Genomic DNA, 25,746 nt, shown 5'->3' with positions numbered 1-25,746 from the left:
AGTATTTCATCTCTCCTGTCGCGGTTTTTACCGCAAGTCATCTATAACTAAGTGAACGGTAAGCATTAAAAACGCCACTTTGCGTCAACAATAATAATGACTGGCGGGAGTTCACATGCACAAACATCGCAAGTTCACGGAAGCCGACGTTACCCCAGAATCCCTCTTCTATCAGCGTCGGCGCGTCTTAAAAGCGCTGGGTATTTCCGCTGCGGCGCTCTCACTGCCATTTTCCGCACAGGCTGACCTGTTGGCCTGGTTTAAAGGCGGTGATAAACCGAAAGCGCCGCCGGGTAAACCGCTCACATTTAGCCAGCCTGCCGACTGGAAACTCGATCTGCCGCTCACGCCGGAAGATAAGGTCACGGGTTATAACAACTTCTATGAATTTGGGTTGGATAAAGCCGATCCGGCAGCGAATGCCGGCGGGCTAAAAACCGAAGGCTGGACCGTCAAAATAGACGGCGATGTCGCCAAACCCGCTCACGCTGGATATCGACGATTTACTCAAACGCTTTCCACTGGAAGAACGGATCTACCGCTTCCGCTGCGTTGAAGCGTGGTCGATGGTGATTCCGTGGGTCGGGTTTGAGTTAGCCAAGCTGATTAAATACGCCGAACCCACCAGCAATGCCCGCTACGTAGCGTTTCAGACGCTTTACGACCCGGAGCAGATGCCGGGACAAAAAGATCGCTTCATGGGCGGCGGGCTGGATTACCCCTATGTAGAAGGGCTGCGGCTGGATGAAGCCATGAACCCGTTGGCGCTGCTGGCCGTCGGCGTTTACGGCAAGACATTGCCGCCACAGAACGGTGCGCCCATCCGCTTAGTCACGCCCTGGAAATACGGCTTCAAAAACATCAAATCCATCGTGCATATCCGGCTTACTCGCGAACAGCCCCCGTGCACATGGAATCTGGCGGCACCGGATGAGTATGGCTTCTATGCCAACGTTAACCCGCATGTGGATCACCCGCGCTGGTCGCAAGCGACAGAACGCGTCATTGGTTCCGGCGGGCTACTTAACGTTGAGCGCCAACCCACGCTGTTGTTCAACGGCTATGCCGATCAGGTCGCCTCGCTGTATCGCGGTCTGAATCTGCGCGACAACTTTTAGTTAACAACACAAAACATCTAGCGAATAACACAAAACTTCTCGCTATCGCCTCCTGTCAGGATAGGAATTTACATCAGCATGAGACTGACGTTACAACACATTACCCGGTTAAAAGTGCTACTCCATCTGGCTGGTTTTCTGCCGCTGCTGTGGCTGATATTGTCCGTTGACCAAGGGTGGTTCAGTGCCGACCCGGCCAAAGATATCCAGCACTTTACCGGAAGAATGGCGCTGAAATTGCTGCTGGCGACGCTACTGGTTACACCATTAGCGCGCTACGGCAAACAGCCGCTGCTCATTCGCTGCCGACGCCTCCTCGGGCTGTGGTGCTTTTTCTGGGCGACGTTACATCTGGTGAGCTATGCACTGCTGGAGCTGGGCCTGGATCATTTGGCGCTGCTGGGCAAAGAGCTGATATCCCGACCGTATTTAACGTTGGGAATCATAAGCTGGTTGATTTTGCTGGCGCTGGCGGTGACGTCGCCACAGATAATGATGCGCAAGTTGGGATCGCAATGGCAAAAACTGCATAATTTCGTCTATTTAGTCGCCATCCTTGCGCCTATCCACTATCTTTGGTCAGTTAAAACGCTCTCACCGCAGCCTATTTTGTATGCGCTCGCGGCGCTGATATTGCTGCTGTTTCGTTATAAGAAATTTCGCCAATGGTGGCGCTAAACGCCGCAGCGACACGGGAAAAGCCGGTGACGGACAGCAGTGAGATTCACGCCTTCTCACGGTCTGGCGCAGGAATATCTCCGCAGATAAGACCAGTATTTAGCTGCGAATTGCCACGATATGGTTATAATGCACGACTTTAATTTCTCGGGCCGGACAATTTGCGTCACGAAAGGTGACAAACGAATAGCTTCGCGCTATTTTGTGCGACACCAAGTCAATCGCGGGAGATAGCAGCACAATGGCAGAAAAGTTTCACATTTTGCTCTTGAACGGTCCAAACCTGAATCTGCTAGGAACCCGAGAGCCCGACAAATACGGTAAGACGACGTTAGCAGACATTGTCAGCGAGCTGGAAACACAGGCGCAGGCATTGAACGTGGAGTTTTCCCATCTGCAATCCAATGCGGAACATGTCCTGATCGATACCATCCATCAGGCCAGAGGAAACACCGACTTCATTCTGATTAACCCGGCGGCATTTACCCACACCAGCGTTGCGCTGCGTGATGCCTTGCTGGCTGTCGCGATTCCGTTTATCGAAATTCATCTGTCCAACGTGCACGCACGTGAGCCTTTTCGTCATCATTCCTACCTTTCTGATGTTGCGGTAGGCGTGATATGTGGCCTGGGGGCAGATGGTTATCAGTATGCTTTACAGACGGCGGTAAAACGCCTGTCAACTTCCAATTAAACAAAAGAGTACGGAACCACATCCATGGATATTCGTAAAATCAAAAAACTGATCGAACTGGTTGAAGAGTCCGGCATCGCCGAACTGGAAATTTCTGAAGGTGAAGAATCAGTACGTATCAGTCGTGCCCCAGCAGCGGTTAACTACCCGATGATGCAACAGGCTTACGCTACGCCGATGATGCAGCCACAGCCTGCACTGGCAGCCGCCGTTGCACCAGCGCCAGTGGAAGCTGCAGCAGCACCGGCTGCCATCAGTGGACACATCGTTCGTTCTCCAATGGTTGGAACCTTCTATCGCACCCCAAGCCCGGATGCTAAAGCCTTCGTGGAAGTGGGTCAGCACGTCAATGTTGGCGATACCCTGTGCATCGTCGAAGCCATGAAAATGATGAACCAGATCGAAGCCGACAAGTCAGGCGTGGTTAAAGCCATCCTGGTCGAAAGCGGTCAGCCGGTTGAATTTGACGAGCCACTGGTTGTCATCGAATAACGAGGCTTATCATGCTAGATAAAATCGTTATCGCTAACCGCGGAGAGATTGCGCTGCGTATTTTGCGTGCCTGTAAAGAACTGGGCATCAAAACCGTCGCCGTTCACTCCAGTGCGGATCGCGATTTGAAACACGTATTGCTGGCGGACGAAACCGTGTGTATCGGCCCGGCACCGTCAACAAAAAGCTATCTGAACATCCCTGCGATTATTTCCGCTGCGGAAATCACGGGTGCCGTCGCGATTCACCCTGGTTACGGCTTCCTGTCCGAAAATGCGGATTTTGCCGAGCAGGTTGAACGCTCTGGCTTTATCTTCATCGGCCCACGCGCAGAAACCATTCGCCTGATGGGTGACAAAGTGTCTGCCATCACAGCCATGAAAAAAGCGGGTGTTCCAACCGTACCAGGCTCTGATGGCCCTCTGACCGACGACATGGACGCTAACCGTGTTCATGCAAAACGCATTGGCTATCCGGTCATCATCAAAGCCTCTGGCGGCGGCGGTGGTCGTGGTATGCGCGTCGTGCGCAGCGACAAAGAGCTGGAACAATCCATCAACATGACCCGTGCGGAAGCCAAAGCGGCTTTCAATAACGACATGGTCTACATGGAAAAGTATCTGGAAAACCCACGTCACGTGGAAATTCAGATTCTGGCTGATGGTCAGGGCCACGCGGTTTATCTGGCCGAGCGTGACTGCTCCATGCAGCGTCGCCACCAGAAAGTGGTGGAAGAAGCGCCAGCACCGGGCATTACGGACGAGCTGCGTCGCAATATCGGCGATCGCTGTGCCAAAGCCTGTATCGATATCAACTATCGTGGTGCGGGTACGTTTGAGTTCCTGTACGAAAACGGTGAGTTCTACTTCATTGAAATGAACACCCGTATTCAGGTGGAACATCCGGTAACCGAAATGATTACCGGCGTGGATCTGATCAAAGAGCAGCTGCGCATCGCTGCCGGTATGCCACTGTCCATCAAGCAGAAAGACGTCAAGGTTCGCGGCCATGCGGTGGAATGCCGTATCAACGCGGAAGATCCGAACACGTTCCTGCCAAGCCCAGGTAAAATCACGCGTTTCCACGCGCCGGGCGGCTTTGGTGTCCGTTGGGAATCGCATATTTACGCCGGTTATACCGTACCGCCGTATTACGATTCCATGATCGGCAAGCTGATCACCTATGGTGAAACGCGCGAAATCGCGATTTCCCGTATGAAGAACGCACTGGCTGAACTGATTATCGATGGCATCAAAACCAACATCGAACTTCAGATGAAGATCATGAGCGACGAAAACTTCCAGAGAGGTGGCACGAACATCCACTATTTGGAGAAGAAACTCGGCTTGCAGTAAACACTGCGCAATCGAGTCAAAAGGCCAGCTTATGCTGGCCTTTGTTATTTAGGGTATTGTTATTTAGGATATATATGCCCTCGGGGATTAATACTGGTAAGCAACGCCTAACCAGTAGTTACGCCCTTCCTCAACATAACCTTCCTGATAAGCGTAAGCCGAATCAAACAGATTATTGACCGACGCATTCACGCTAAAGCCGGCACCCAGACGATAATCCACCCGCACATTGGTCACCGCAAATCCGCGCGTTTTATCGTTATTATCCGAATTATTGAATCCCCAGCTACGCGCTTCTTCCATCACCGTAATGCTGACCGGTTCGACAGGCGTGATCGTTGCCCAGGCGAACACCTTATGCTTCGGCAGATCGACAATGTTGCCGATTTCTTTGCGTTTCACATCGCTATGAATCAACCCATAGTTAACCCCGACGGTTAACCAGTCTTTGACATCACCGTGAATACCCAGATCTATGCCGTAGTAATCGACCCGGCCGCTGTTACGGTTTTGGATCAAACTCGGCGTAATGTTATGTGACAGAATCGCATCCGATACCCGGTTGTAGTACACGCTGGCATCGTAGCCCCAGCCCTCGGTCAAGCCCCCGCGATAGTTCAGCTCAAGGTTTTGCGCACGCTCGGGTTTGAGGTTCGGATTAACCAGCGCATCCTGATTTTTGGCTGGCTTAGAAGTGGTGTAACGCTCTTTCAGCGTCGGGAAACGGCTGCGTTCAGACAGCGATAATTGCAGCTCATCGCGATTATCGAAGCGATACTTCGTCATCATCTGCCAGTTGAATGCATCCTGATTATTTTGGTCATAATTTGTTAGCGTGCCGTTCTTCTCATGCTTCATGCCCTGCTTGCTGTCGCGCCAGTCGTAGCTTACGCCAAACACCGCGTCCAGCTTATCGGACACATTCCACTGGTATTCGCTTGCCATCGACCAGGTTCGGTCCTTATAGCGATCGTAAGGCGCATTAATCGCCCCTTTCTCGCGATGCACGTCATCTTTCCAGTGTACGGCGAACGACAGCAGATCCAGTTCGCGCATATCAATCCCTAATTGCAGCCCCGCGCCGTTACTGAAATCCGCATAATGGCTATAGTTACCGCTCTTATTTTTGAAATCCGCCAGCGTTTTATACATCAGCAAGGTATTTTCAAATTCATCGTGATAGAAGCGGCTTTTCAGCGTCATTCTGTCACTAAGCTTTGTGGTGCCCTGATAGTAATAGCTTTCTTTGTTGTAGTCCGGCCATTGCCAATAGCGTCCTGACTGACCGCTGTTGCCTGCATAAGGTGGCGTATTCTTTTCACCTTCCTGATTGATGTAGGTAAACGTATATTCATCGGATTCCCGCGGCGTAAACCCGACCTTCAGCATGCCGCGCTTGTCATCATTGCCGGAATTCATCCGCTGACCTTCGCTACCGGCAGTCGCGTTATCAACCCCGTGAGGCAACCCGGTAAACCGCTGCTTCTGACGACTGCCGCTAATCTGGAAGAACCCCAGATCGCTTTTCCCGCCAAACGACGCATCCATGTTATGCGCATTGTCACGCCCGCGCGCCCAGCCCTGATTTAAGCGTACGTTCGCTTCCAGCTCTTTTTTCGGCCGCAGCGTCGTCAGGTTAATCGCGCCCCCCATTTGATTCGGGCCCTGCAACAGCGAGGTATACCCTTTTGACACCTCAACCGCCGCCAGATCGGAAGCCTGAAAACGGCCAAGATCCAGGTTGCCGTCATAGGGAACATAAATCGGCACGCCGTCGAGGAAAACCGGCACCTGTCGGCTATCAAAGCCGCGAACTTTTACCTGTTGTTCGCTGCGCCCGCCTGATTTTTGTAACGTCACGCCCGGCACGATATTCAGCGCTTCCGCCACATTGCGTCGATTTAGCTGGTTAATCTGCTCCTGATTCACGATATCGTTAGTCGCCGCAACCGGACTGCTCCATACCGTCATCACGTCTTTATCCTTCGTATTCTCAACCGCGTCACCAGAGGCGGCATAGACGCAAGAAACAGGTAATAGACTGGCGGACAACAACCAACTTAACTTCTTTATTTGCATGACATTGTTCCCTTAAAAAAACACATTGCTGTATAAAAACTTATATAACGATAGATGTCGCCACTTCCCGTCATCCGGGCGTTCAGGATGATGGCGTTAGCGTTTTGGCGTTAAAACGACACGAATATCGGCAGAGGGCGCGTGGTAAGGCGCAGAGGTGACGAGCAGAGCAACGCCGGTTTCGGCATAGCGTTGAACCGTTTGCAGATTGATTCCTCCCGCCGCAGATACCTTACACGCGGGCGCATGGCGAGCAGCGTAAGACAGCGTGGCGATCACCTGTTCAGGCGTAAACTTATCAAGCTGTAGAATGTCGGGCCCGGCGCTAAGCGCCATCATCGCCTCATCAGGGCTATCCACTTCCACGATGATGGCTTTCTCCGGTGCCGCGTGGCGTAGTTGGGCAACATGGGCGGCCCAATCGTCCTGATTCGACAAAAAGCGACGATGGTTGGTGAATAACAGCACCGTTTCTGCACAGCCCATACGGTGCACAATTCCGCCTCCGGCCAACACGGCCAAGACCGAGAGCAGCTTCGTGCCCGGAATAATTTTGCGCGTACAGGCAATCTGCCCAGATGGCACCTCACGGGTATAAATTGCCTTCATTTGATGCAGATACTCGCTGACGCCACAGCACCACTCCAGCACGTTCTGCGTAACTTTCCATCCCTGATGTAACGCGGCGACATTGCCCGTTGCGGCAAGCATCGCCGCGCCGGGCGGCACGCATTCCCCTTCCTGAACGCAATACGTCACCCGCAGCCCCAGCCGCTGTAGCAGGCGTTCCGCCACCGGCATCCCGCTCACACACCCGCCCTGACGATGGAAAAACGTGATGTCCCCTTCCCCTTGCCCTATTCCCAGCGCCCGCGTGGTGACATCACCGTACTGAATATCTTCCTGTAAGAGCTGGTCAAGGTACGCATCCGGGATATAAATCATCGTGCGAACTCCGCATGTGGCACCACATCCCAGTAGACAAACGCCCAATCCCGCGTCGGTGAAACAAGCGGAATATCATCATCCTGATGCGCATCGTAATAGGCTCTCAGGCGCTGTTTTTCTTCCTCACTCAACTTGCCTAATGACCAGGCTACGCCTTCCGCAAAACGCTCGAAGGTTTCGGCATGCCTTTGGCAATTCTGCCCGCGAATAAAGCTCACGTTGGCGTGAATGCCCATGCGATAGAGGATGTTCACGGCATAGATATAGTTCGGTAACGATGTCGACGTTCGCCCGATTGCCGCCGAAATCCGTGGATCGACAAACGTAGGGGAAACGGTGTGGGTGGTGTACACCCGCAGGCGGGCTTTCTGATTCAGCTTGTAGAGCGCGGCCGCCAGATCCATGACCAGCGTCGATCGCGATGCCACCACAATGTCGCAGTCGGGCAGATCCGCCCAGTCGTCTTCCCAGGCACGGTGAGCAAATGTCGCATTCGCTATCCCCATCGCCTCCGCCCGACGACGCGCCACATCCAGCATGCCCTCGCTGTAATCAATGCCGTAAACCTGTTCAAGCCGCGACGCCACATTGAGGCAGACCGACCCCGGCCCACATCCAACGTCCAGCAGCGTTGTCGCCCCCGAGAAATCCATGCTGGCGATGAACCGATCCAGATACGGATCGCGTGGCCCCGCGCATTCTATTGCCATGTTTTCTGCGCGCTTGTCCCAGTGTTCCGGGGTTTTGGCGGTTCTGGCCGCCCGCGCCATATGCGCCTGATAAAGCGCGGAAAAATCAATCTCGTCGATAATCATATTCTCTTCCTGACTTATCTTTTATTCGATGCCGTTTGCCTGCACGCGCAGGGCATCAGGTACGGAAATGGGCGTGAATATCCGCTTCTTGTACGCCGTACAGCGCCGCCAGTCTCGTTGGCGTCAGCAGCGCGTCCGGGGTTCCCTGTTCCGTCCCCGCGCCGGGGTGTAGCAAAACCACGTTATCCGCCACGGCTCGCGCATGCTGAGGATGGTGGGTGGACATCAGCACCGCGATGCCGCTTTCTTTAAGCCGCTTGATGTGTGCCAATAATCGAATCTGGTTGCCAAAATCCAGACTGGCCGCCGGCTCGTCCATCACCATCAGCGCAGGCTGCTGTACTAATGCACGGGCAATCAGTACGCGCTGGCGCTCTCCTCCGCTCAGCGTCGCGTATGAACGCTGGCTCAGCGACAAAATACCGAGCTGTGATAACACCGTTTCAGCACGCGCGATCTCACGTTTTCCGGGCGTGGAAAAGAGCGACAAACGGGGATGACATCCCATCAGCACCATATCCAGCACGCGAAAGGCAAAGGGAGAGTCATGCGCCTGAGGCACATAGGCTGCGACCTGTGCGAGCGCTCTGGCAGACCATGCGGCAATGGGTTTTTCGGCGATGTGTATCTGACCGGAAAAGGCAGGAATCAGACCCAACAGGGTGCGCATCAGGGTCGTTTTGCCACTGCCATTGGTTCCCAGCAAACAGGTAATCTGCCCGGATGGCAGTGAAAACGAGATGTCGCGGTTCACAACGGTGCGGCCATATCCGACACTAACCGCCTGAAGCGTAGCGATACTGCTGCCCGTCATGCTCTTTCCCCCCTCAACAGCAGGAGCAGAAAGAAGGGCGCACCGATGGACGACGTCAGAATGCCGAGCGGCAGTTCAATCGCAGCGATCGTTCGCGCTAGCGTATCGGTGAGTAACAGCAGCAGCGCTCCAACGGCAATAGAAACGGGTAATAGCCGATTAAAATTGTCTCCGACGATCAAACGGCAGATGTGCGGCACCACCAGCCCTATCCACCCGATGATTCCCGCAATCGACACCGCGCTGGCGGTAATTAACGTCGCCGCAAAAATGAATAACAGCCGCGTATAAAGGATATTCACGCCCAGCGTGCGGGCTTCTTCATCCGGCAGGCTCAGCAGATTCATGCGCCAGCGCAGTAAAATAAGCGGGGCTAGTCCAATCACAATCAGTATTGCGGCAACGTTTAAATCCTGAACGGTGATGGCGGAAAGCCCACCCAAGAGCCAGAAAGTAATAGACGGTAGCTGAGTATAGGGATCGGCCAGGATCTTGATCAGTGCGATCGCCGCGCCGCCTAATGCACCGATCGCCATACCCACCAGCACCAGCGCCAACACGGGATCGTGTCGTTTCGCCATACGGGCAATCAGGCAGACCAGCGTCACCGCCCCCAGCCCACCGACAAACGCCAGAAGCTGAATAAACAGCATCGGTAAGCCAAGGAAAATCCCGAGCGTCGCCCCTACGCCAGCACCGGCAGAGACGCCGAGAATATCGGGAGAAACCAGAGGATTACGGAACATGCCCTGATAAGCCGCACCAGCAGCGGCTAACCCGGCACCAATCAGCAGCGCCGCCAGCATGCGCGGCACGCGAATGTTCCAGAACACCGTCGCTTTACGCGGCTCGATCGACGCCGTTCCCTGCGGGGCAGAGATAATTTGCAGGATTTCATGCACAGAGAGGGAATAGTGCCCCACTGCTAAGGCGAGCAGCGCACTGCCGATCAGCAAAACCCCCAGCACTAGAGTAATGGTATGGCTTTTCATGCCACTCTCAGCAGTTGCTCAAGCTGCGCATCATTCAGATCGGTATGGTAAAACAGGCGGAAAAACGTTCGGGTATCGCTTTTGAGCTGCTGAGCGGTGGCAGGGTCAAAATGGCTTTGTAAGCGGCACAGCCCCAGCAGCCGATTCAGGCCGGGTGGTGCATCCAGCCAGCCGAAGGGCAAACCGGACATCAGGATCACACGCTGCTGTGCAACCGCATGCACGCCCTGCCATTGCTCCGAGTGCGTAATGTGCTGATAACTCTGCACATCCTGCGTGATGATAAGCTCCGGATTCCACCGCAGAATGTGCTCCATCGACACCTGAGTCAGCGTTTTTAATTCCCCTGCGGTCGCGACATTCTCAAAACCCAGCAGCTCCACCGCTTCGGTATGGAGAGAACCACGCAGTCCGGTTTCCAGCCCCATCGCCCCGCGAGCGAAATAGAAGCGCGGTTTCTCGGTTTGTGCACTGGTACGGTAAGCATTTTCACGCTGCAAAATAGCCTCGGCAAACTGCGCCTGCTGCTCCGCTCGCGCCGCGACATTCAGTAACTGCCCCACCTGCCGGAGCTGTGAAGGCGTGTCCAGCAAGCCGCCATCCACCAGCACGTAAGGTACACCAGTCTGCTGTGACGTCCTCTGCGCCAGCGAGCGATACGTTTCATCGGCGCTTCCACAGTCAATGATGATGTCTGGATTCAGCGTCAGCAGTTTTTCCAGCGATAGCGTACTGGCTCGGCCCGATAAGCGTCCCAAACGCGGCAATCGGCGTACGGTTTCAGAAAACAGCGCCCCTGATTCACCCGACAAATCAAACGATGAAAACCCAAGCAGCTTTTCTGGCGCCAGTGCTAACAGCAGCAAATCCGCAGGTGGTCCCGCGCTGATAACACGCTGAATATCAGAAGGGTTGGGAATCTGACCAAACCGTCCGGCAATGCGGTCAAACGCATGTGCAAAGGACGCAGGCAAAAGAGGTAAAGCAGACAGTGCCGCCAGATACGACAAAAAAGTACGCCTGTTAATTCCCATGATGATCCCAGAGTTAAATAATATCCGCTCTAAATAATTCAAATTTCAGGCAGGCGGCAAGCGAAGGCATCCCGATGAGCTTACTCAGGTAAGTGATTCGGGTGACTAAGCGCAGCCAACGTACATGCAATTTGAAGTATGACGAGCATCGTTATATATATTTTTATACATCGATATTATCCACACACAAAATTCAGGGTCAATCATCCAGATCACATTTCCAGCGATAGTTGATGTGGGTCATTTGAACAGCGAAATAAGGGGTGTTTTACGCGGGGATACATCGAAGGAAGAAATAGCCTGCGGTAAAAAATAAGCCGATAAACCCGTATAGGTCGGTCGTTTATCGGCTGGGAGCGGTATAATTCGCTAAAGAAATCGGCAATTATTTCCGGGTAGCCAGAATAATACTGGATGCTTTAACCAGAGCGATTAATTCGCTGCCCACATCAATGTTCATGTCTTCCAGACTTTCATTGGTAACGGTTGAGGTCAGCGTCAACCCACCGGCAGTCACCAGTTGTACTGTCGAGTTGACAGCACCTTTCGTAACAGAACTCACCTTACCGTGAAACTGATTGCGGGCAGAAAAATTCAAACCACATTCGGCGGATGCCAGAATGACCCAAGGGGCTTTCACCAACGCAATGGCCGGTTTGCCAACGGCAAGGTCCATAGACTGACAGCTGGCTCGTGTAATCACCGTCGTTAACTTATCCCCACTTTCCAGGGTCAATGCGACTTCATTGTTTACCGCACCCTCAACAATGGAAGACACAACACCCGAAAGCTGATTTCTTGCTGAAACTGACATAACGACTCCTTTGGTTCATCTTTAACATAATAGTAACGACTAAATAATCCAGACAGCAGGAAGTTGCGACACGATAATTACCTGATGCACAACAGCGCCAATATCGTTGGCGCTATTATTACTTTCCTTTCGTATCGCAACTATTCCACGCTGGAATAACAGACGATAAATAATAGCCCTATAGTAAACGTTCTCCTGAGAAAATTATGCGATGTGACGTCCATCATTCGCCAATTACCTCAAGATCAATAAGCCAAGATACTCATTTAGTATTATTTTGTGACGAGATAGATTTTATTTTCGCTGTTATTTACTGGTGATGTTACCGAATCAGGTAAGGTAATCTGGCACGCAACACCTCCTTTTTCCCCATAACGACGCAGATTTTTTCACCACGCGATGAGTCCCCCCTGCGACTGGCTTTTACGCTGATGGCGTAATTCTTACTAGTCAATTGGCCCACATGCCGTAAAATTCCCGCTTTCGTCATCACGACGTTCATAACAATACCCATGTCCTAAAATGACGGGTTGATGCTCCCATTTACGGTGGAGAAGAACATGGATACACGCTTTCCTCAGGCGCACAAAGAGGCCCGCTGGGCTTTTGGCCTGACGCTGGTTTATTTATTGGCCTGGGTGCTTGCCGCCTATTTGCCAGACAACACACAAGGGATCACCGGCCTTCCACACTGGTTTGAGATGGCCTGCCTGCTGCTGCCACTCGTGTTTACGCTGCTGTGCTGGCTGATGGTGCGCGTCATTTTCCGCGATATCTCACTGGAGAGTGACGATGCAAATTGAAATTTTATTGCCGCTGATTGGCTATCTGCTGCTGGTGTTCGGGCTGTCGGTCTATGCGTATCGCCGCCGTCAGGCGGGTAACTTTCTTAACGAATATTTCCTCGGCGGCCGTTCGATGGGAGGGTTTGTCCTGGCGATGACGCTGATCGGCACTTACGTCAGCGCCAGCTCTTTTATCGGCGGGCCGGGTGCCGCGTATAAATACGGACTGGGCTGGGTGCTGCTTTCGATGATCCAGCTTCCCACCATGCTGCTGTCACTCGGGATCCTGGGGAAAAAGTTCGCCATTTTGGCGCGGCGCTACAACGCCATCACGCTGAACGACATGCTGTACGCCCGCTACAACAGTCCGCTGCTGGTATGGTTTGCCAGCATCAGCCTGCTGGTCGCGTTTATCGGTGCCATGGCCGTGCAATTCATCGGCGGCGCACGCCTGCTGGAAACTGCGGCGAACATTCCTTACGACATCGGCCTGCTGATTTTCGGCGTCACCATCGCGCTGTACACCACGTTTGGCGGCTTCCGCGCCAGCGTGCTCAATGATGCGATGCAGGGCATCGTGATGCTGATCGGCACCGTCATCCTGCTGGTCGGCGTGATCTATGCTGCTGGCGGCCTGCACAGCGCAGTGGATAAGCTGCAACAGATTGACCCGATGCTGGTGTCGCCGCAGGGCAGCAACGGTATTCTGTCGATGCCGTTTATGGCTTCATTCTGGGTGCTGGTCTGCTTCGGCGTCATCGGCCTGCCAAACACCGCCGTCCGCTGTATCTCTTATCGCGACAGCAAAGCGCTGCACCGTGGGATTATCATCGGCACGATCGTCATCGGCATTCTGATGCTCGGCATGCATCTGGCCGGTGCGCTGGGTCGTGCCGTAATGCCAGATCTGACCATTCCCGATCAGGTGTTACCGGCGCTGATGGTCACCGTATTACCACCGCTGGCCGCTGGGATCTTTCTCGCCGCGCCAATGGCCGCTATCATGTCCAACATTAATGCGCATCTGCTTCAGGCTTCCGCCACGATCATTAAAGATCTCTATCTCAGCGTACGTCCGCAGCAGATCCATAACGAACGCCGCATCAAGATCCTGTCCAGCATGACCACCCTGCTGTTAGGCCTGCTGGTGCTGCTGGCCTCCTTACGGCCACCGGATATGATCATCTGGCTGAACCTGCTGGCGTTTGGCGGGCTGGAAGCGGTGTTCCTGTGGCCGCTGGTACTGGGCCTGTACTGGGAACGCGCGAACGCCGCGGGGGCGCTTAGCGCCATGTTCACCGGGGCGATTTGCTATACCTTACTGGCTAGCTTCAATCTTCAGCTAGCTGGATATCACCCGATTGTGCCATCGCTGTTACTCAGTCTGATGGCGTTTATTATTGGCAACCGCTTTGGTCATAACCCACCAGCGCCGGTTGCCACTTCATCTTCACTTTAAATGTAATAGAGACTGCTATGCCGTGGATTCAACTGAAAATAAACACCTCAGGAAAGGTTGCAGAACAACTGGGTGACGTCATGATGGAAAGCGGTGCGGTATCCGTTACGTTTCAGGATACGCACGATACTCCGGTGTTCGAGCCGCTGCCGGGCGAGACCCGCCTGTGGGGCGATACCGACGCAATTGCGCTGTACGATGCCGAAACCGATATGAACGCGGTTATCGCCATACTGGAGCAAGAGCCGCTGCTGGGCGTCGGTTTTAAACACAAGATCGAACAGCTGGAAGACAAAGACTGGGAACGCGAGTGGATGGATAACTTCCACCCAATGCAGTTCGGCAAACGTCTGTGGATTTGCCCAAGCTGGCGTGACATTCCTGACCCAACGGCCGTCAACGTGATGCTCGATCCGGGTCTGGCATTTGGCACCGGCACCCATCCAACGACCGCGCTGTGCCTGCAATGGCTTGACGGACTGGATCTGGAAGGGAAAACCATCATCGATTTCGGCTGCGGTTCCGGCATTCTGGCGATTGCCGCCCTGAAACTGGGTGCAGCACGCGCTATTGGGATTGATATCGATCCGCAGGCAATTCAGGCCAGCCGCGATAACGCACAGCGCAACGGTGTTTCCGAGCGTCTTGAGCTTTATCTGCCGAAAGACCAGCCTGCCGACCTGTCTGCCGATGTCGTCGTTGCCAACATCCTTGCTGGCCCGCTGCGCGAACTGGCTCCGCTGATTAGCGATTTACCTAAAGCAGGTGGTCACCTCGGCCTGTCCGGTGTCTTGGCCACGCAGGCCGAAGGCGTCGCAGAAGCCTACGCAGACAAGTTCACACTCGATCCAGTGGCTGAACGCGAAGAGTGGTGCCGCATTACCGGCCAACGCCGCGCATCGTAATAACGTCATCCCGCTAGTCCCGCCCACCGTACGTACAACGGTGGGCACCTTTCTTCTTGCTATATCTCACGATTGATCCCCATAAACAGGCGTATGATGCAGCTCGGCAAGCGACTGGACGTCACCTGCGCCCAGCGCATCAACGATGCCATATCATTATTTTCAAGGGATGAAAAATGAAAGGTAAACTCTCTATCGTATTGATGCTAACCGCCAGCTTTTCCGCCTTGGCGGCCGATCCGGTTCACTGGGGCTACGAAGGCAACGGAGATCCCGCACACTGGGGAAAGCTATCTCCAGACTTCTCGCTGTGTGAAACCGGTAAAAACCAGTCACCCATTAATATCCGCCAGGCGCTGGACGCCCAGCACGACCCTCTACAGTTAGCTTTCCAGTCTGGGACACAGCAAATTATCAACAACGGGCATACCGTTCAGGTTAACGTTGGCTCGGGGAATACGCTGGTATTGGATAACGAGACATTCACCTTGCAGCAGTTTCACTTTCACGCACCGAGCGAGAATGAAATCGATGGTAAACAGTTTCCACTGGAAGGCCATTTTGTCTATAAAGACGCGTCTGGCGCGCTTACCGTTATCGCGCTGATGTTTCAGGAGGGAGAGGCCAATCTGCCGCTAGCCACGACCTGGCAGCAGATTCCGGCTCAGGTTAATCAGGCAGAGGACGTGCGCACGCCAATCGCGATTCAGAGCCTGTTACCTGCATCATTAAACTACTATCGGTTTAGTGGGTCGCTCACCACGCCACCTTGCTCAGAAGGCATTCGCTGGCTCGTGCTGGATCACCCCGTCACTGCCTCTGCCGATCAGATAAACCAGTTCCGCTCGGTCATGCATCACGCTAATAATCGCCCCACACAGCCGCTTAATGGCCGCATCATCATCCATTAAGCCACTTCGCGAGTGCTGGTCAGACTGTTCTGTCGGCCAGCCTCAGGTCAATCAGCACCCTTTTTTGCCACATTAACCAACGCATTTCACTGATAAAGCATTGATAGCCTGCTGTATCTTCACCAAAAATGACCGCGCTTGCAGATAAAATTCTGTAAACAGATGATTATTTCCCAGAACAAAAAATCGACATAAAAATATAACTAGCTGTTAAATATGAATAATATTTTTATGCATCCTTATGAAGTGCATTTTCATTGATCGATAGCCGCAAATTGGTCAAAGTTTGGCCTTTCATCTGACGTAAAAAATGCGTAATATACGCGCCCTTGCAGGCACAGTATGGTCAATTTTTGTCTATGCACATTGGACAATTTCAGCTTAGTAATCGCTTGATAGCAGCCCCAATGGCTGGTATTAGCGATCGCCCATTTAGAGCACTCTGTCATGCGATGGGCGCTGGAATGACCGTGTCTGAAATGCTTTCTTCCAACCCGGAAGTATGGCGTTCAGACAAGTCGCGTTTGCGAATGGTCCATAGCGATGAACCGGGTATCAGAGCCGTGCAAATTGCCGGTTGTGACCCCGATGAGATGGCAGCGGCAGCGAGAATCAACGCTGATTCCGGTGCGCAGATCATCGACATCAATATGGGCTGCCCGGCGAAGAAGGTGAACCGCAAGATGGCAGGATCTGCGTTGTTGCAGTATCCGGATTTGGTCAAACAGATCCTCTCTACGGTAGTGAAAGCGGTAGACGTACCGGTAACACTGAAGATCCGAACCGGTTGGGCACCAGAGCACCGCAACTGTGTAGAAATTGCCAAATTGGCTGAAGACTGTGGCATTCAGGCGTTAACCATTCACGGACGCACCCGTGCGTGCCTGTTCAATGGTTTCGCCGAATACGACAGCATTCGGGCAGTTAAGCAGGCCGTTTCCATTCCTATTATTGCGAATGGCGACATTACAGACCCGCATAAAGCCAGAGCGGTTCTTGACTACACCGGGGCTGACGCCCTGATGATAGGACGAGCCGCTCAGGGAAGACCCTGGATCTTTCGGGAAATCCAGCATTATCTGGACACAGGGGAGTTGCTGGCACCAATGCCGTTGGCAGAGGTTAAGCGCTTGTTGATCGAGCACATACGGGAATTGCACGACTTTTATGGTCCAGGCAAGGGATTTCGTATCGCTCGTAAGCACGTATCCTGGTATCTCCAGGAACATGCCCCAAACGACCAGTTTAGGCGCACATTCAACGCCATTGAGGATGCCAGCGAGCAGCTGGAGGCGTTGAAGGCATATTTTGAAAATCTTGCGTAAACAGAAAAAGAGCTGACAGAACTATGTTCGAACAACGCGTGAATTCTGACGTACTGACCGTTTCCACTGTAAACTCTCAGGCTCAGGTAACCCAAAAACCCCTGCGCGACTCGGTTAAACAGGCACTGAAGAACTATTTTGCTCAATTGAACGGTCAGGATGTAAGTGACCTGTATGAGCTGGTATTGGCTGAAGTTGAACAGCCACTGTTGGACATGGTGATGCAATACACCCGCGGTAACCAAACCCGCGCTGCCCTGATGATGGGCATCAACCGCGGTACTCTGCGTAAGAAATTGAAAAAATACGGCATGAACTGATACTAATCAGTTAAGCATTTGAAAAAAGGCGCTTTACCTCTTGGTTAAGCGCCTTTTTCTTTGCCCTCTATTTAGGCAGTAGCAGCCTTAGCATGGACAGTCTGAGCGGTGGCGTCCAAGATGAGGAATCCGTTGTTAATGACTCATCCCTTCTTGCGTATCCGTCTCCGGCACATGAAAGAGCCGATGCAGGTTATTCAGCCGTTCCGCTAACACGAACGTTAAAATCTCTTTCGATTCTGGATTGTCCAATTCGACAATGGCGTAAGCCAACGCACGACACTGATCGAGTGCTTCTTCGGGTTCTAGCGGCGTGTTATCAAACATGGCGCACCTCCTGAGCAGGCAGGCGGCCAGCAAAGAGCATGACATGACCATCAGGGGAATATTCCCGCGCCTGACATTCGGTGCCAGCGATAATATGCACGACACGCTGGGAAGATGTTCCCAGAGCAAGAAAGCGATACTGAAATTCGGGGCGAGTTTGGGTAGACTGGATATCAGCCATAGTGTTAGCTCCAATAACATTGTGGTTAGAGGCTCGTAGGTGTTGGTAGCACCTGCGAGCTTCGCTATTTTTAACCTTGAATTACTCAAGGTATCAGCCACTATATGGGTTGGGACGTCAGCAGTAGTATCTCGACTGTGTGTCTAGTCGCCCCTATATTTTTTCGTTATCTCTACATTGAATAGAGTTATTTTAAATGACATTAAAGACTTGTATAGAGGAAATGGATTTATCAACACTTTCATTTGCCAACGATATTTTACGTTATCTTGATGAACAGGAAATTTCTCTTATTGAACCAGCTAAGATTTCTAGTGTAGACCTATCGAAGGTAGTTGGAACGACCCATATAAATTATAGAGGAAAAACGTGGGGAGAGCTAAAACCAGTAATAGGTACATCAGAAGGGGATATTTCCAACATTGAAGTTGCGTGTCAACCTTTAAAGCGCGCTGTAACAAATATCTATGCTTTAGAGAAAAAACCTGAATATTATCTCACCATGGAGGAAAAGGATGACTGGAGTTTTATCGAGCTAAACGGAGAATTTTATATATCAGAGGGTAATAATAGAACAGTTATTGGTCGGTTTTTTTTACATCTCAATGATAAGCCACCAATTATTCATGGTGTTAAGGTTACAACAGCAATTAAGAAAAATGGGTTTCACGAAGTAGGCAAGGTTAAAAGCGTTTTATCAAAAATTTTCAGCTACCTAAGAGTATAAGCACCATCAAAAACGCGCTTTTTGACTCTCGATCCGCAACAACTCGTAGGATCCCCATCCGACTATCTATTTTAACCGCCGCTGTTACAAAAATCAGTCAGATTAAGCAGCGGCTAATCCAGAATCACAACACCTCAACCAGCTCAAATTCTTCAAACACCAGCATCATATCTGGGGCGAAGGTGCCTTCTCGTTCGAAAAACGTCTGATGGCCTTCGCGCCATCATAGCCGTAAAGCGGCGATCAGGTAATATCCACTTCCACCCAGAGCGCGGCATGGTCGGACGCCGCCGTGTCCCATGAGGTGACTTCGGGTAGCGGCGTAACGGGTTCCGCGCCCTCTTTGGCGGCAATCTTATCGATATTATAAATCCCCCGACGCTCAATTCCCCACTCCACCACCGCCTGATGTAGCGGCGCAGACAGGAAAATATAGTCCAGCTGATTTAACCGAGCGCCCTTCTTTCCCCCAGAGAAATAGTAGGTATAACGCTCTTTCTCCGGGCGTTCAGGCTCGATAACCGGGTGTAAGTCCGACAGAGAAAACAGCGGGGCCAAACTGTGCCAGGGGTTGGACGAATCTTCGTTCAAATCGCCGAGGATAACCACGTAGTCCTTCTTGAGATCGTAAGTCTGTTGAACAATCTCCGCGACGCGTTCGGCCTGATCGCGGCGCTTCTCCACCCCACGCTGCCGCTCTTCTTCTGTTTGACCACTCTGGCTTTTGAAATGGTTACACAGAATATAAATCGGCTGTTTGAGACCAGCATCTAACGTCACTTCAAGGCAATCGCGGCTAAAGACCGGATCAAAGCGCTTTCCAGCATCAAAAATATGCGTGCGGAGCTGGGCAATCCGATAGCGCGTCAGGCAGGCAACATCAATGCCGCGTGGATCGTTCGGGCTGTCGATCATCACGAACTGGCTGAATTTATTTTCCCCCAGCACCTGATTATTGAAATCACGCAGGACATCCATGTTTTCGACTTCAACGGCGCACAGAATATCGGCGTTAAGCAGGGTGATAATCTTGCCCGTATTCTTACGCTGCTGACTGCTGAACTCCTGCGCCTTAAACACGATTTCGCCGATCCAATCCCCACGACCACGGCAGCTTTTGTTGATCCTAAATCCGGTGCCAGCGTCCTCCTTTTTCCATCGCCCCAGCGTGCCCGCATCGGTACGGATATCAATATAAGGGCGCAGCACGATAGACAGGCGGAACACCTGATCTTTCAGGGCATCATCGTATTGGGGTTGTTCGAGAAGGTGCTGAAGCTGCCTGACCTGTTGCAATAAAGCATCGATCTGCTGGGAATCGGGGAGATTGAGAATCGCGCTACGGTGGAACAGGTTCTCAACGTTATAGCTGGCGATGCGGATTTTCATTGTTGTCTCCTGCTAGGTAGTGGCAAAAGCAATGATGTCCTTTTGAGAATAGAAGCACATTGTGACAGTTGGGCAGCATTCCCAACAGCAATAGACCTTTTCTATCGTTCTTTAACTCAACATGGTTAAAACGTGTTAGACGCACTATATTCACTACAAAAGTCAGGCTCGTGACAAAAGTACGCACGCCATGAGTACTATATTCACTTCTGATATAAATAATCACACAACGTGATTTATAAACAGATGTTTTGTCGCGTAGATTCTTTATTAACAAAAGTTATAAGCGCATCACTGCACACCACTCACAGGAATTCATAATGAAAAAAATACGTTTTGCTTTACTGACCAGCGCCCTGCTTGCTACCAGCGTATTCGCTCATGCCGATGACCTTAGCGCCATCAAGTCTGCAGGGGTTATCAAGATCGGCACGGAAGGCACCTACGCGCCTTATACCTATCATGATAAATCAGGCCAGCTGGTTGGCTTCGATGTGGATATTGGCCGTGCGGTGGCAGAAAAACTCGGCGTGAAAGCCCAGTTCATTGAAGGGCGTTGGGATGGGTTAATCGCCGGTATTGATGCCAAGCGCTACGATGCGGTCATCAATCAGGTTGGCGTAACCAAAGAGCGTCAGGCCAAGTATGATTTCTCCAAGCCTTATATCGATTCCAAGGCGGTGCTGGTTGTCCGTGGCGATAACACCACCATCAAAGATTTCAGCGATCTGAAAGGCAAAAAATCTGCCCAAAGTCTGACCAGTAACTACTCTAAGCAAGCCACCAGCTACGGTGCGGACATTGTGCCGACGGACGGCTTTAATCAGTCGCTGGATCTGGTTCTTAGCGGCCGTGCCGACGCCACGTTAAACGACAATCTGTCCTTCCTGGATTTCAAAAAGCATAAGCCAGATGCCAACGTGAAGATTGCGGCGACCTCAAAAGACGGCGAACCTTCTGCGATTCTGGTGCGTAAAAATCAGGAACCACTGGTGGAAGCATTGAATAAAGCTCTGGATGAAATTAAAGCAGACGGCACCTATAAAACGATATCTGTGCGATACTTCGGGGAGGATGTTTCTCAATAATCGCCCTGTTATCAGAGCGCGCTGTCATCAATTATGATGGTCATCAGCGCGCTCTGTAATTAGCGCATACCGTTATCGGAGCTCGTTTTCATGCCGCCTTGGCTACAACTCATGGCAGACTCCTTTTGGAGTCTGCTTTCTGCGGGACTTAAATTTACTGTCCCTCTGGCTATTCTGTCTTTCATCTTTGGCTTAGCCCTTGGCATTCTCATCGCACTGGTTCGCCTTTATGGCCCAAAGCCGCTGAAATGGCTGGGTGATTTCTACGTTTGGGTTATTCGTGGCACGCCGTTACTGGTGCAGCTTTTCCTGATTTTTTATGGGCTGCCCAGCGCGGGGATTACTCTGGATGCCTTCCCCGCTGCACTCATTGGCTTCACCATCAGCGTGGGTGCCTATAGCTCGGAGATCGTGCGCGGGGCCATCTTGTCTGTCCCGAAAGGCCAATGGAATGCCGCCTATTCTCTAGGCATGAACGGCAGGCAGGCGATTCGCTGGGTCATCTTCCCACAATCTGTTTTCGTGTCACTGCCGCCGCTCTCCAATACGTTTATTTCCTTAATCAAGGATACGTCGCTGGCCGCCGTCATCACCGTGCCAGAGATGTTTTTATCCGCTCAGCGCATCGTTTCCGTTACCTATGAACCCTTAATTCTGTATGTCGAGGCTGCACTGATTTACCTGATGTTTAGCACCGTGCTAAGCCAGTTACAGGTGAAACTCGAAAAGTATTATCAGCGCCACATTACGCACTAACACCTCCCGCATCAGCCCACGCCATCTGCTGGGCTGATGACATTTCCGCGTTCCCAGACTCTCCCTGATCAACAGACAAACCTGAAGACGCCTTATGATCTCCATTTTGACGCACTAAAACAGGGCGCATCAGCCTCTTTGCATTTGTCACGGTGCGCGAATACCCAATTAGGATTACCTACTTAGATCAATAAGCATTCCTTTTCGTCTTCATTATCAAGCAAATAGAAAATTGGCATTTTATTTGCTTTGCTCTGCTCACGTCGGCATCCCGACAGACAGGTATGGTGCACCTCATTGTGCACCGCAACACAACGGTGTACTGCAACAACAGCAGATAACTCTAGACGCTAGGATGATTATGAAAAGAATAGTGATTTCTACTCTGGTTGCTGGCGCGTCACTCTTTGCCGCAATCAATCAAGCCCATGCGGGTGCAACGCTGGACGCCATTCAGAAGAAAGGATTTGTGCAATGCGGTATCAGCGATGGCTTGCCCGGTTTTTCCTATGCAGATGCCAGCGGCAAATACTCCGGCATTGATGTTGACGTGTGCCGCGGACTTGCTGCCGCCGTATTCGGCGATGCCAATAAAGTTAAATACACGCCGCTGACGGCAAAAGAACGCTTCACTGCGCTGCAATCCGGCGAGGTTGACGTGCTGTCGCGCAACACGACCTGGACCTCCTCCCGCGACGGCGGCATGGGCATGCTCTTTACCGGCGTCACCTACTACGACGGCATTGGCTTCCTGACGCATAACAAAGCGGGCTTAAGCAGTGCAAAAGAACTGGATGGCGCAACCGTTTGTATTCAGGCAGGTACCGATACCGAACTGAACGTCGCTGACTACTTCAAGACCCATAAAATGCAGTACACCCCTGTCACGTTCGACCGCTCTGATGAAAGTGCCAAAGCGCTGGAATCTGGCCGCTGCGATACGCTGGCATCAGACCAGTCACAGCTGTATGCACTACGTATCAAGCTGAGCAAACCTGCTGAATTCATCGTTCTGCCAGAAGTGATTTCCAAGGAACCGCTGGGCCCAGTGGTACGCCGTGGTGATGAAGAGTGGTTCTCGATCGTACGCTGGACGCTGTTCGCCATGCTGAATGCCGAAGAGATGGGCGTGACCTCGAAAAACGTCGATCAGCTGGCAGCAAAACCTACCACGCCAGATATGTCCCACCTGCTGGGTCACGAAGGCAGCTACGGTAAAGATCTCAAATTACCGAATGATTGGGCATTCAAAATCATCAAACAGGTCGGCAACTACGGCGAAATCTTCGAGCGTAATGTCGGTATGGGCAGCGAGTTGAAAATTAAGCGCGGCCTGAACGAACTATGGAACAAAGGCGGTATCCAGTACGCGCCAGCGGTACGTTAATTATCAGAAAAACCCGGGCGCAGTGGATCGCTGCGCCCTTCAGTACCCCCGTTTCGAGGTTCCAGCATGCTACAACGCCCAACCGTAAAAGGTGATTTATCACTGACTAATCCAGCGGTGCGCGCCTGGCTGTATCAAATTGTCGTTGTTATCGCGGTATTGGCTGTCGCAGCTTACCTGTTGCACAACACGGTGACCAATCTGGCACAGAGGGGCATTACCTCTGGTTTCGATTTCCTGAATAAAAGCGCCGGCTTTGGCATCGTCCAACACCTGATTGACTATCAACAAGGTGACTCCTACGCCCGCGTTTTTCTTGTTGGGCTATTCAACACGCTTCTGGTTTCGGCGTTGTGTATCGTGTTTGCGTCGATTCTCGGCTTCTCTGTTGGTCTGGCTCGACTGTCCGACAACTGGCTACTACGAAAAATATCTAACGTTTACATCGAGATATTTCGTAATATCCCGCCGCTATTGCAGATCTTCTTCTGGTATTTTGCCGTACTGCGAAATCTGCCGGGGCCACGCCAGTCAATCAACGCGTTTGATGTCGCCTTCCTCAGCAACCGGGGCTTTTACCTGCCCTCTCCTGAATTGGGACCGGGCGCAGCGGCGTTTTTCCTTTCTCTGCTGATCGCATCAGTTGTGGCATGGGTCATCTTTCGGCGTAACCGACGCTATCACGCGTTAACCGGCCAGCCACGTAAAACCTGGCCGCTGACGTTAGGCATGTTGCTTGTGCTGTGCGCTCTCAGCCACCTGATTTTCGGCCCCGCCTTTCACTGGGATATGCCGGAATTAAAAGGATTCAACTTCCGCGGCGGCATGGTGCTGATCCCTGAGTTGGCGGCGTTAACCGTCGCCCTTTCGGTCTATACCTCATCGTTTATCGCTGAGATCATCCGTTCAGGCATCCAATCGGTTTCCCACGGTCAACACGAGGCAGCACGCTCTCTCGGCTTACCGAATCCCGTTACGCTGCGCAAAGTGATCCTCCCACAGGCGCTGCGCGTCATCATTCCACCACTGACCAGCCAGTATCTGAATATTGTGAAGAACTCGTCGCTGGCTGCCGCGATTGGCTATCCCGATATGGTGTCGCTGTTCGCAGGAACGGTGCTCAACCAGACCGGTCAGGCCATTGAAACCATCGCCATTACCATGTCGGTATACCTCATTATCAGCCTACTGATTTCGCTGCTGATGAACCTGTATAACCGCAAGATCGCGTTAGTCGAACGCTAAGAGGCCGTCATGACGATGAACCATTATACGCAAGGCCGTCAGTCCTCTCTGTTCAAAGCGATGCAGTGGGCACGGCGTAATCTCTTCTCAAGTATCAGCAATAGCCTGTTAACGCTGTTTTGCCTCTGGCTATTGTGGGTTGCCATACCGCCACTGCTGAACTGGGCGATCTTTCAGGCTAACTGGATCGGTACTACCCGCAATGACTGTACGCGTGATGGCGCCTGCTGGGTCTTCATTCACGCCAGATTTGGTCATTTCATGTATGGCCTGTATCCGGCGGCAGAAGTCTGGCGTATTAACTTCGCACTCGCCATCGGGTTACTCAGCATTCTGCCAATGTTCCTGAAAAGTATCCCTTATCGCGGGCGCTATATTGCCGTCTGGTCGGTGGCATATCCGCTCATCGCCTGGTGGTTGCTTTACGGCGGTTTTGGAGGACTCAGCAGAGTAGAAACATACCAGTGGGGCGGGCTAACATTGACGTTGATCATCGCTGCCGTGGGTATCGCCGGTGCGTTACCGCTTGGTATCTTGCTCGCATTAGGTCGCCGTTCCACGCTGCCGATAGTCCGTATGCTTTCCGTCGTGTTCATCGAATTTTGGCGTGGTGTACCGTTAATCACCGTGCTTTTTATGTCATCCGTGATGCTGCCGCTGTTTTTAACGGAAGGCACCACGATCGATAAACTGCTAAGGGCATTAGTCGGCGTTATTTTATTCCAGTCTGCTTATGTCGCAGAAGTAGTTCGCGGTGGTTTACAGGCGCTCCCTAAAGGACAGTATGAAGCCGCTGAATCCCTAGGCTTAGGCTATTGGCGCATGCAGGGGCTGGTCATCCTCCCGCAAGCGCTGAAAATGGTTATCCCGGGTCTGGTGAATACCATTATTTCTCTCTTTAAAGACACCAGTCTGGTGATCATCATCGGCCTTTTCGATCTATTCAGCAGCATCCAACAGGCAACGGTCGACCCCACCTGGCTGGGTATGTCAACAGAAGGCTATGTCTTCGCTGCCATGGTCTATTGGATTTTCTGTTTCAGCATGTCGCGCTATAGCCAACATCTGGAAAATCGTTTTAACACCGGACACAAGTCACACTGAGGCC

General features: G+C 52.2%; 26 protein-coding genes and 2 pseudogenes. 17 read left to right on the top strand and 11 right to left on the bottom strand.

The window, feature by feature from the left end; genetic code table 11:
- The first annotated feature begins 115 nt into the window (after positions 1 to 115).
- The 5 genes and pseudogenes from msrP (at position 116) to accC (ending at position 4,337) form a co-directional block, all read left to right on the top strand.
- Positions 116 to 1,118 (top strand): annotated as a pseudogene (gene msrP, locus HP572_RS21690) (protein-methionine-sulfoxide reductase catalytic subunit MsrP).
- Between the two features lie 78 nt (positions 1,119 to 1,196).
- Positions 1,197 to 1,796, top strand: a complete 600-nt coding sequence (gene msrQ / locus HP572_RS21685) for a protein-methionine-sulfoxide reductase heme-binding subunit MsrQ (protein ID WP_014913834.1) — start codon at positions 1,197 to 1,199, stop codon at positions 1,794 to 1,796.
- 241 nt (positions 1,797 to 2,037) lie between these two features.
- Positions 2,038 to 2,490: a type II 3-dehydroquinate dehydratase gene (gene aroQ, locus HP572_RS21680; RefSeq protein ID WP_010681552.1), complete on the top strand. Its 453-nt coding sequence runs from the start codon at positions 2,038 to 2,040 to the stop codon at positions 2,488 to 2,490.
- A 24-nt stretch (positions 2,491 to 2,514) separates the two neighbouring features.
- A complete protein-coding gene (gene accB / locus HP572_RS21675; protein ID WP_010681551.1) occupies positions 2,515 to 2,982 on the top strand; it encodes an acetyl-CoA carboxylase biotin carboxyl carrier protein in 468 nt (155 codons plus the stop codon).
- An 11-nt stretch (positions 2,983 to 2,993) separates the two neighbouring features.
- On the top strand, positions 2,994 to 4,337 hold the full coding sequence (accC, locus tag HP572_RS21670; protein WP_014913833.1) for an acetyl-CoA carboxylase biotin carboxylase subunit: 1,344 nt from the start codon (positions 2,994 to 2,996) through the stop codon (positions 4,335 to 4,337).
- Between the two features lie 87 nt (positions 4,338 to 4,424).
- On the opposite strand, the gene HP572_RS21665 is transcribed toward accC, so the two are convergent.
- From HP572_RS21665 to HP572_RS21635, 7 genes are all read right to left on the bottom strand, one after another.
- Positions 4,425 to 6,416 carry a TonB-dependent siderophore receptor gene (locus tag HP572_RS21665; RefSeq protein ID WP_240584309.1) on the bottom strand — a complete coding sequence of 664 codons (1,992 nt, stop codon included), beginning with the start codon at positions 6,414 to 6,416 and terminating at the stop codon, positions 4,425 to 4,427.
- Between the two features lie 96 nt (positions 6,417 to 6,512).
- Positions 6,513 to 7,361 (bottom strand): ModD protein, encoded by an 849-nt coding sequence (modD, locus tag HP572_RS21660; protein ID WP_240584308.1) that lies wholly within the window; start codon positions 7,359 to 7,361, stop codon positions 6,513 to 6,515.
- The gene (locus HP572_RS21655; RefSeq protein ID WP_240584307.1) at positions 7,358 to 8,179 is read right to left on the bottom strand and encodes a class I SAM-dependent methyltransferase; all 822 of its coding nucleotides are present in this window, start codon (positions 8,177 to 8,179) and stop codon (positions 7,358 to 7,360) included. The genes modD and HP572_RS21655 overlap by 4 nt, the downstream gene beginning before the upstream one ends.
- Before the next feature lie 55 nt (positions 8,180 to 8,234).
- Positions 8,235 to 8,993, bottom strand: coding sequence for an ABC transporter ATP-binding protein (locus HP572_RS21650; protein WP_240584306.1), 759 nt, complete (start codon positions 8,991 to 8,993; stop codon positions 8,235 to 8,237).
- Entirely contained in the window at positions 8,990 to 9,985 is a 996-nt protein-coding gene (locus HP572_RS21645; protein WP_240584305.1) for an iron ABC transporter permease, read from the bottom strand. Before HP572_RS21645 ends, HP572_RS21650 begins: the two co-directional genes overlap by 4 nt.
- The gene (locus HP572_RS21640) at positions 9,982 to 11,019 is read right to left on the bottom strand and encodes an ABC transporter substrate-binding protein (RefSeq protein ID WP_240584304.1); all 1,038 of its coding nucleotides are present in this window, start codon (positions 11,017 to 11,019) and stop codon (positions 9,982 to 9,984) included. Before HP572_RS21640 ends, HP572_RS21645 begins: the two co-directional genes overlap by 4 nt.
- A gap of 385 nt (positions 11,020 to 11,404) precedes the next feature.
- A complete protein-coding gene (locus tag HP572_RS21635) occupies positions 11,405 to 11,833 on the bottom strand; it encodes a molybdopterin-binding protein (protein WP_240584303.1) in 429 nt (142 codons plus the stop codon).
- A 560-nt stretch (positions 11,834 to 12,393) separates the two neighbouring features.
- Here HP572_RS21635 and HP572_RS21630 point away from each other — a divergent pair.
- The 6 genes from HP572_RS21630 to fis all read left to right on the top strand — a co-directional run bounded on the left by HP572_RS21630 (position 12,394) and on the right by fis (position 17,538).
- Complete coding sequence (locus tag HP572_RS21630; RefSeq protein ID WP_039482401.1) at positions 12,394 to 12,636, top strand: YhdT family protein; 243 nt, start codon at positions 12,394 to 12,396, stop codon at positions 12,634 to 12,636.
- Positions 12,626 to 14,077 (top strand): sodium/pantothenate symporter, encoded by a 1,452-nt coding sequence (panF, locus tag HP572_RS21625; RefSeq protein WP_240584302.1) that lies wholly within the window; start codon positions 12,626 to 12,628, stop codon positions 14,075 to 14,077. The genes HP572_RS21630 and panF overlap by 11 nt, the downstream gene beginning before the upstream one ends.
- Before the next feature lie 17 nt (positions 14,078 to 14,094).
- Positions 14,095 to 14,982 carry a 50S ribosomal protein L11 methyltransferase gene (gene prmA / locus HP572_RS21620; protein WP_240584301.1) on the top strand — a complete coding sequence of 296 codons (888 nt, stop codon included), beginning with the start codon at positions 14,095 to 14,097 and terminating at the stop codon, positions 14,980 to 14,982.
- A gap of 176 nt (positions 14,983 to 15,158) precedes the next feature.
- Positions 15,159 to 15,893, top strand: a complete 735-nt coding sequence (locus HP572_RS21615; protein ID WP_240584300.1) for a carbonic anhydrase — start codon at positions 15,159 to 15,161, stop codon at positions 15,891 to 15,893.
- Between the two features lie 359 nt (positions 15,894 to 16,252).
- Positions 16,253 to 17,218, top strand: coding sequence for a tRNA dihydrouridine synthase DusB (gene dusB / locus HP572_RS21610; protein ID WP_010300275.1), 966 nt, complete (start codon positions 16,253 to 16,255; stop codon positions 17,216 to 17,218).
- Between the two features lie 23 nt (positions 17,219 to 17,241).
- A complete protein-coding gene (gene fis, locus HP572_RS21605) occupies positions 17,242 to 17,538 on the top strand; it encodes a DNA-binding transcriptional regulator Fis (RefSeq protein ID WP_005975342.1) in 297 nt (98 codons plus the stop codon).
- 135 nt (positions 17,539 to 17,673) lie between these two features.
- Here the strand turns inward: fis and HP572_RS21600 are convergent, their stop codons facing one another.
- Positions 17,674 to 17,865: a hypothetical protein gene (locus tag HP572_RS21600; protein ID WP_240584299.1), complete on the bottom strand. Its 192-nt coding sequence runs from the start codon at positions 17,863 to 17,865 to the stop codon at positions 17,674 to 17,676.
- Positions 17,858 to 18,046, bottom strand: a complete 189-nt coding sequence (locus tag HP572_RS21595; protein WP_240584298.1) for a host cell division inhibitor Icd-like protein — start codon at positions 18,044 to 18,046, stop codon at positions 17,858 to 17,860. The genes HP572_RS21600 and HP572_RS21595 overlap by 8 nt, the downstream gene beginning before the upstream one ends.
- A 196-nt stretch (positions 18,047 to 18,242) precedes the next feature.
- Between HP572_RS21595 and HP572_RS21590 the strand changes: the two genes are divergently transcribed.
- Entirely contained in the window at positions 18,243 to 18,773 is a 531-nt protein-coding gene (locus tag HP572_RS21590; RefSeq protein ID WP_240584297.1) for a hypothetical protein, read from the top strand.
- A gap of 124 nt (positions 18,774 to 18,897) precedes the next feature.
- Here the strand turns inward: HP572_RS21590 and HP572_RS21585 are convergent.
- Positions 18,898 to 18,996 (bottom strand): annotated as a pseudogene (locus tag HP572_RS21585) (ASCH domain-containing protein); the annotation flags it as partial.
- 20 nt (positions 18,997 to 19,016) lie between these two features.
- A complete protein-coding gene (locus tag HP572_RS21580; protein ID WP_240584296.1) occupies positions 19,017 to 20,162 on the bottom strand; it encodes an endonuclease/exonuclease/phosphatase family protein in 1,146 nt (381 codons plus the stop codon).
- A 320-nt stretch (positions 20,163 to 20,482) separates the two neighbouring features.
- Here HP572_RS21580 and HP572_RS21575 point away from each other — a divergent pair, with 320 nt between their 5' ends.
- From HP572_RS21575 to HP572_RS21555, 5 genes are all read left to right on the top strand, one after another.
- Entirely contained in the window at positions 20,483 to 21,250 is a 768-nt protein-coding gene (locus HP572_RS21575) for an amino acid ABC transporter substrate-binding protein (RefSeq protein ID WP_240584295.1), read from the top strand.
- Positions 21,251 to 21,340: 90 nt separating this feature from the next.
- Positions 21,341 to 22,006: an amino acid ABC transporter permease gene (locus HP572_RS21570; RefSeq protein WP_039498201.1), complete on the top strand. Its 666-nt coding sequence runs from the start codon at positions 21,341 to 21,343 to the stop codon at positions 22,004 to 22,006.
- Between the two features lie 361 nt (positions 22,007 to 22,367).
- A complete protein-coding gene (locus HP572_RS21565; protein ID WP_039278959.1) occupies positions 22,368 to 23,393 on the top strand; it encodes an amino acid ABC transporter substrate-binding protein in 1,026 nt (341 codons plus the stop codon).
- Between the two features lie 66 nt (positions 23,394 to 23,459).
- Positions 23,460 to 24,638 carry an amino acid ABC transporter permease gene (locus HP572_RS21560; protein WP_240584294.1) on the top strand — a complete coding sequence of 393 codons (1,179 nt, stop codon included), beginning with the start codon at positions 23,460 to 23,462 and terminating at the stop codon, positions 24,636 to 24,638.
- 9 nt (positions 24,639 to 24,647) lie between these two features.
- On the top strand, positions 24,648 to 25,742 hold the full coding sequence (locus HP572_RS21555; protein WP_240584293.1) for an amino acid ABC transporter permease: 1,095 nt from the start codon (positions 24,648 to 24,650) through the stop codon (positions 25,740 to 25,742).
- Positions 25,743 to 25,746: the final 4 nt, after the last annotated feature.

The sequence above is a fragment of the Pectobacterium sp. PL64 genome (assembly GCF_022477975.1).
Taxonomy (GTDB): Bacteria; Pseudomonadota; Gammaproteobacteria; order Enterobacterales; family Enterobacteriaceae; genus Pectobacterium; species Pectobacterium jejuense.
The sequence above is the reverse complement of the archived record's forward strand: the minus strand, read 5'-3'. Positions and strand labels throughout refer to the sequence as shown.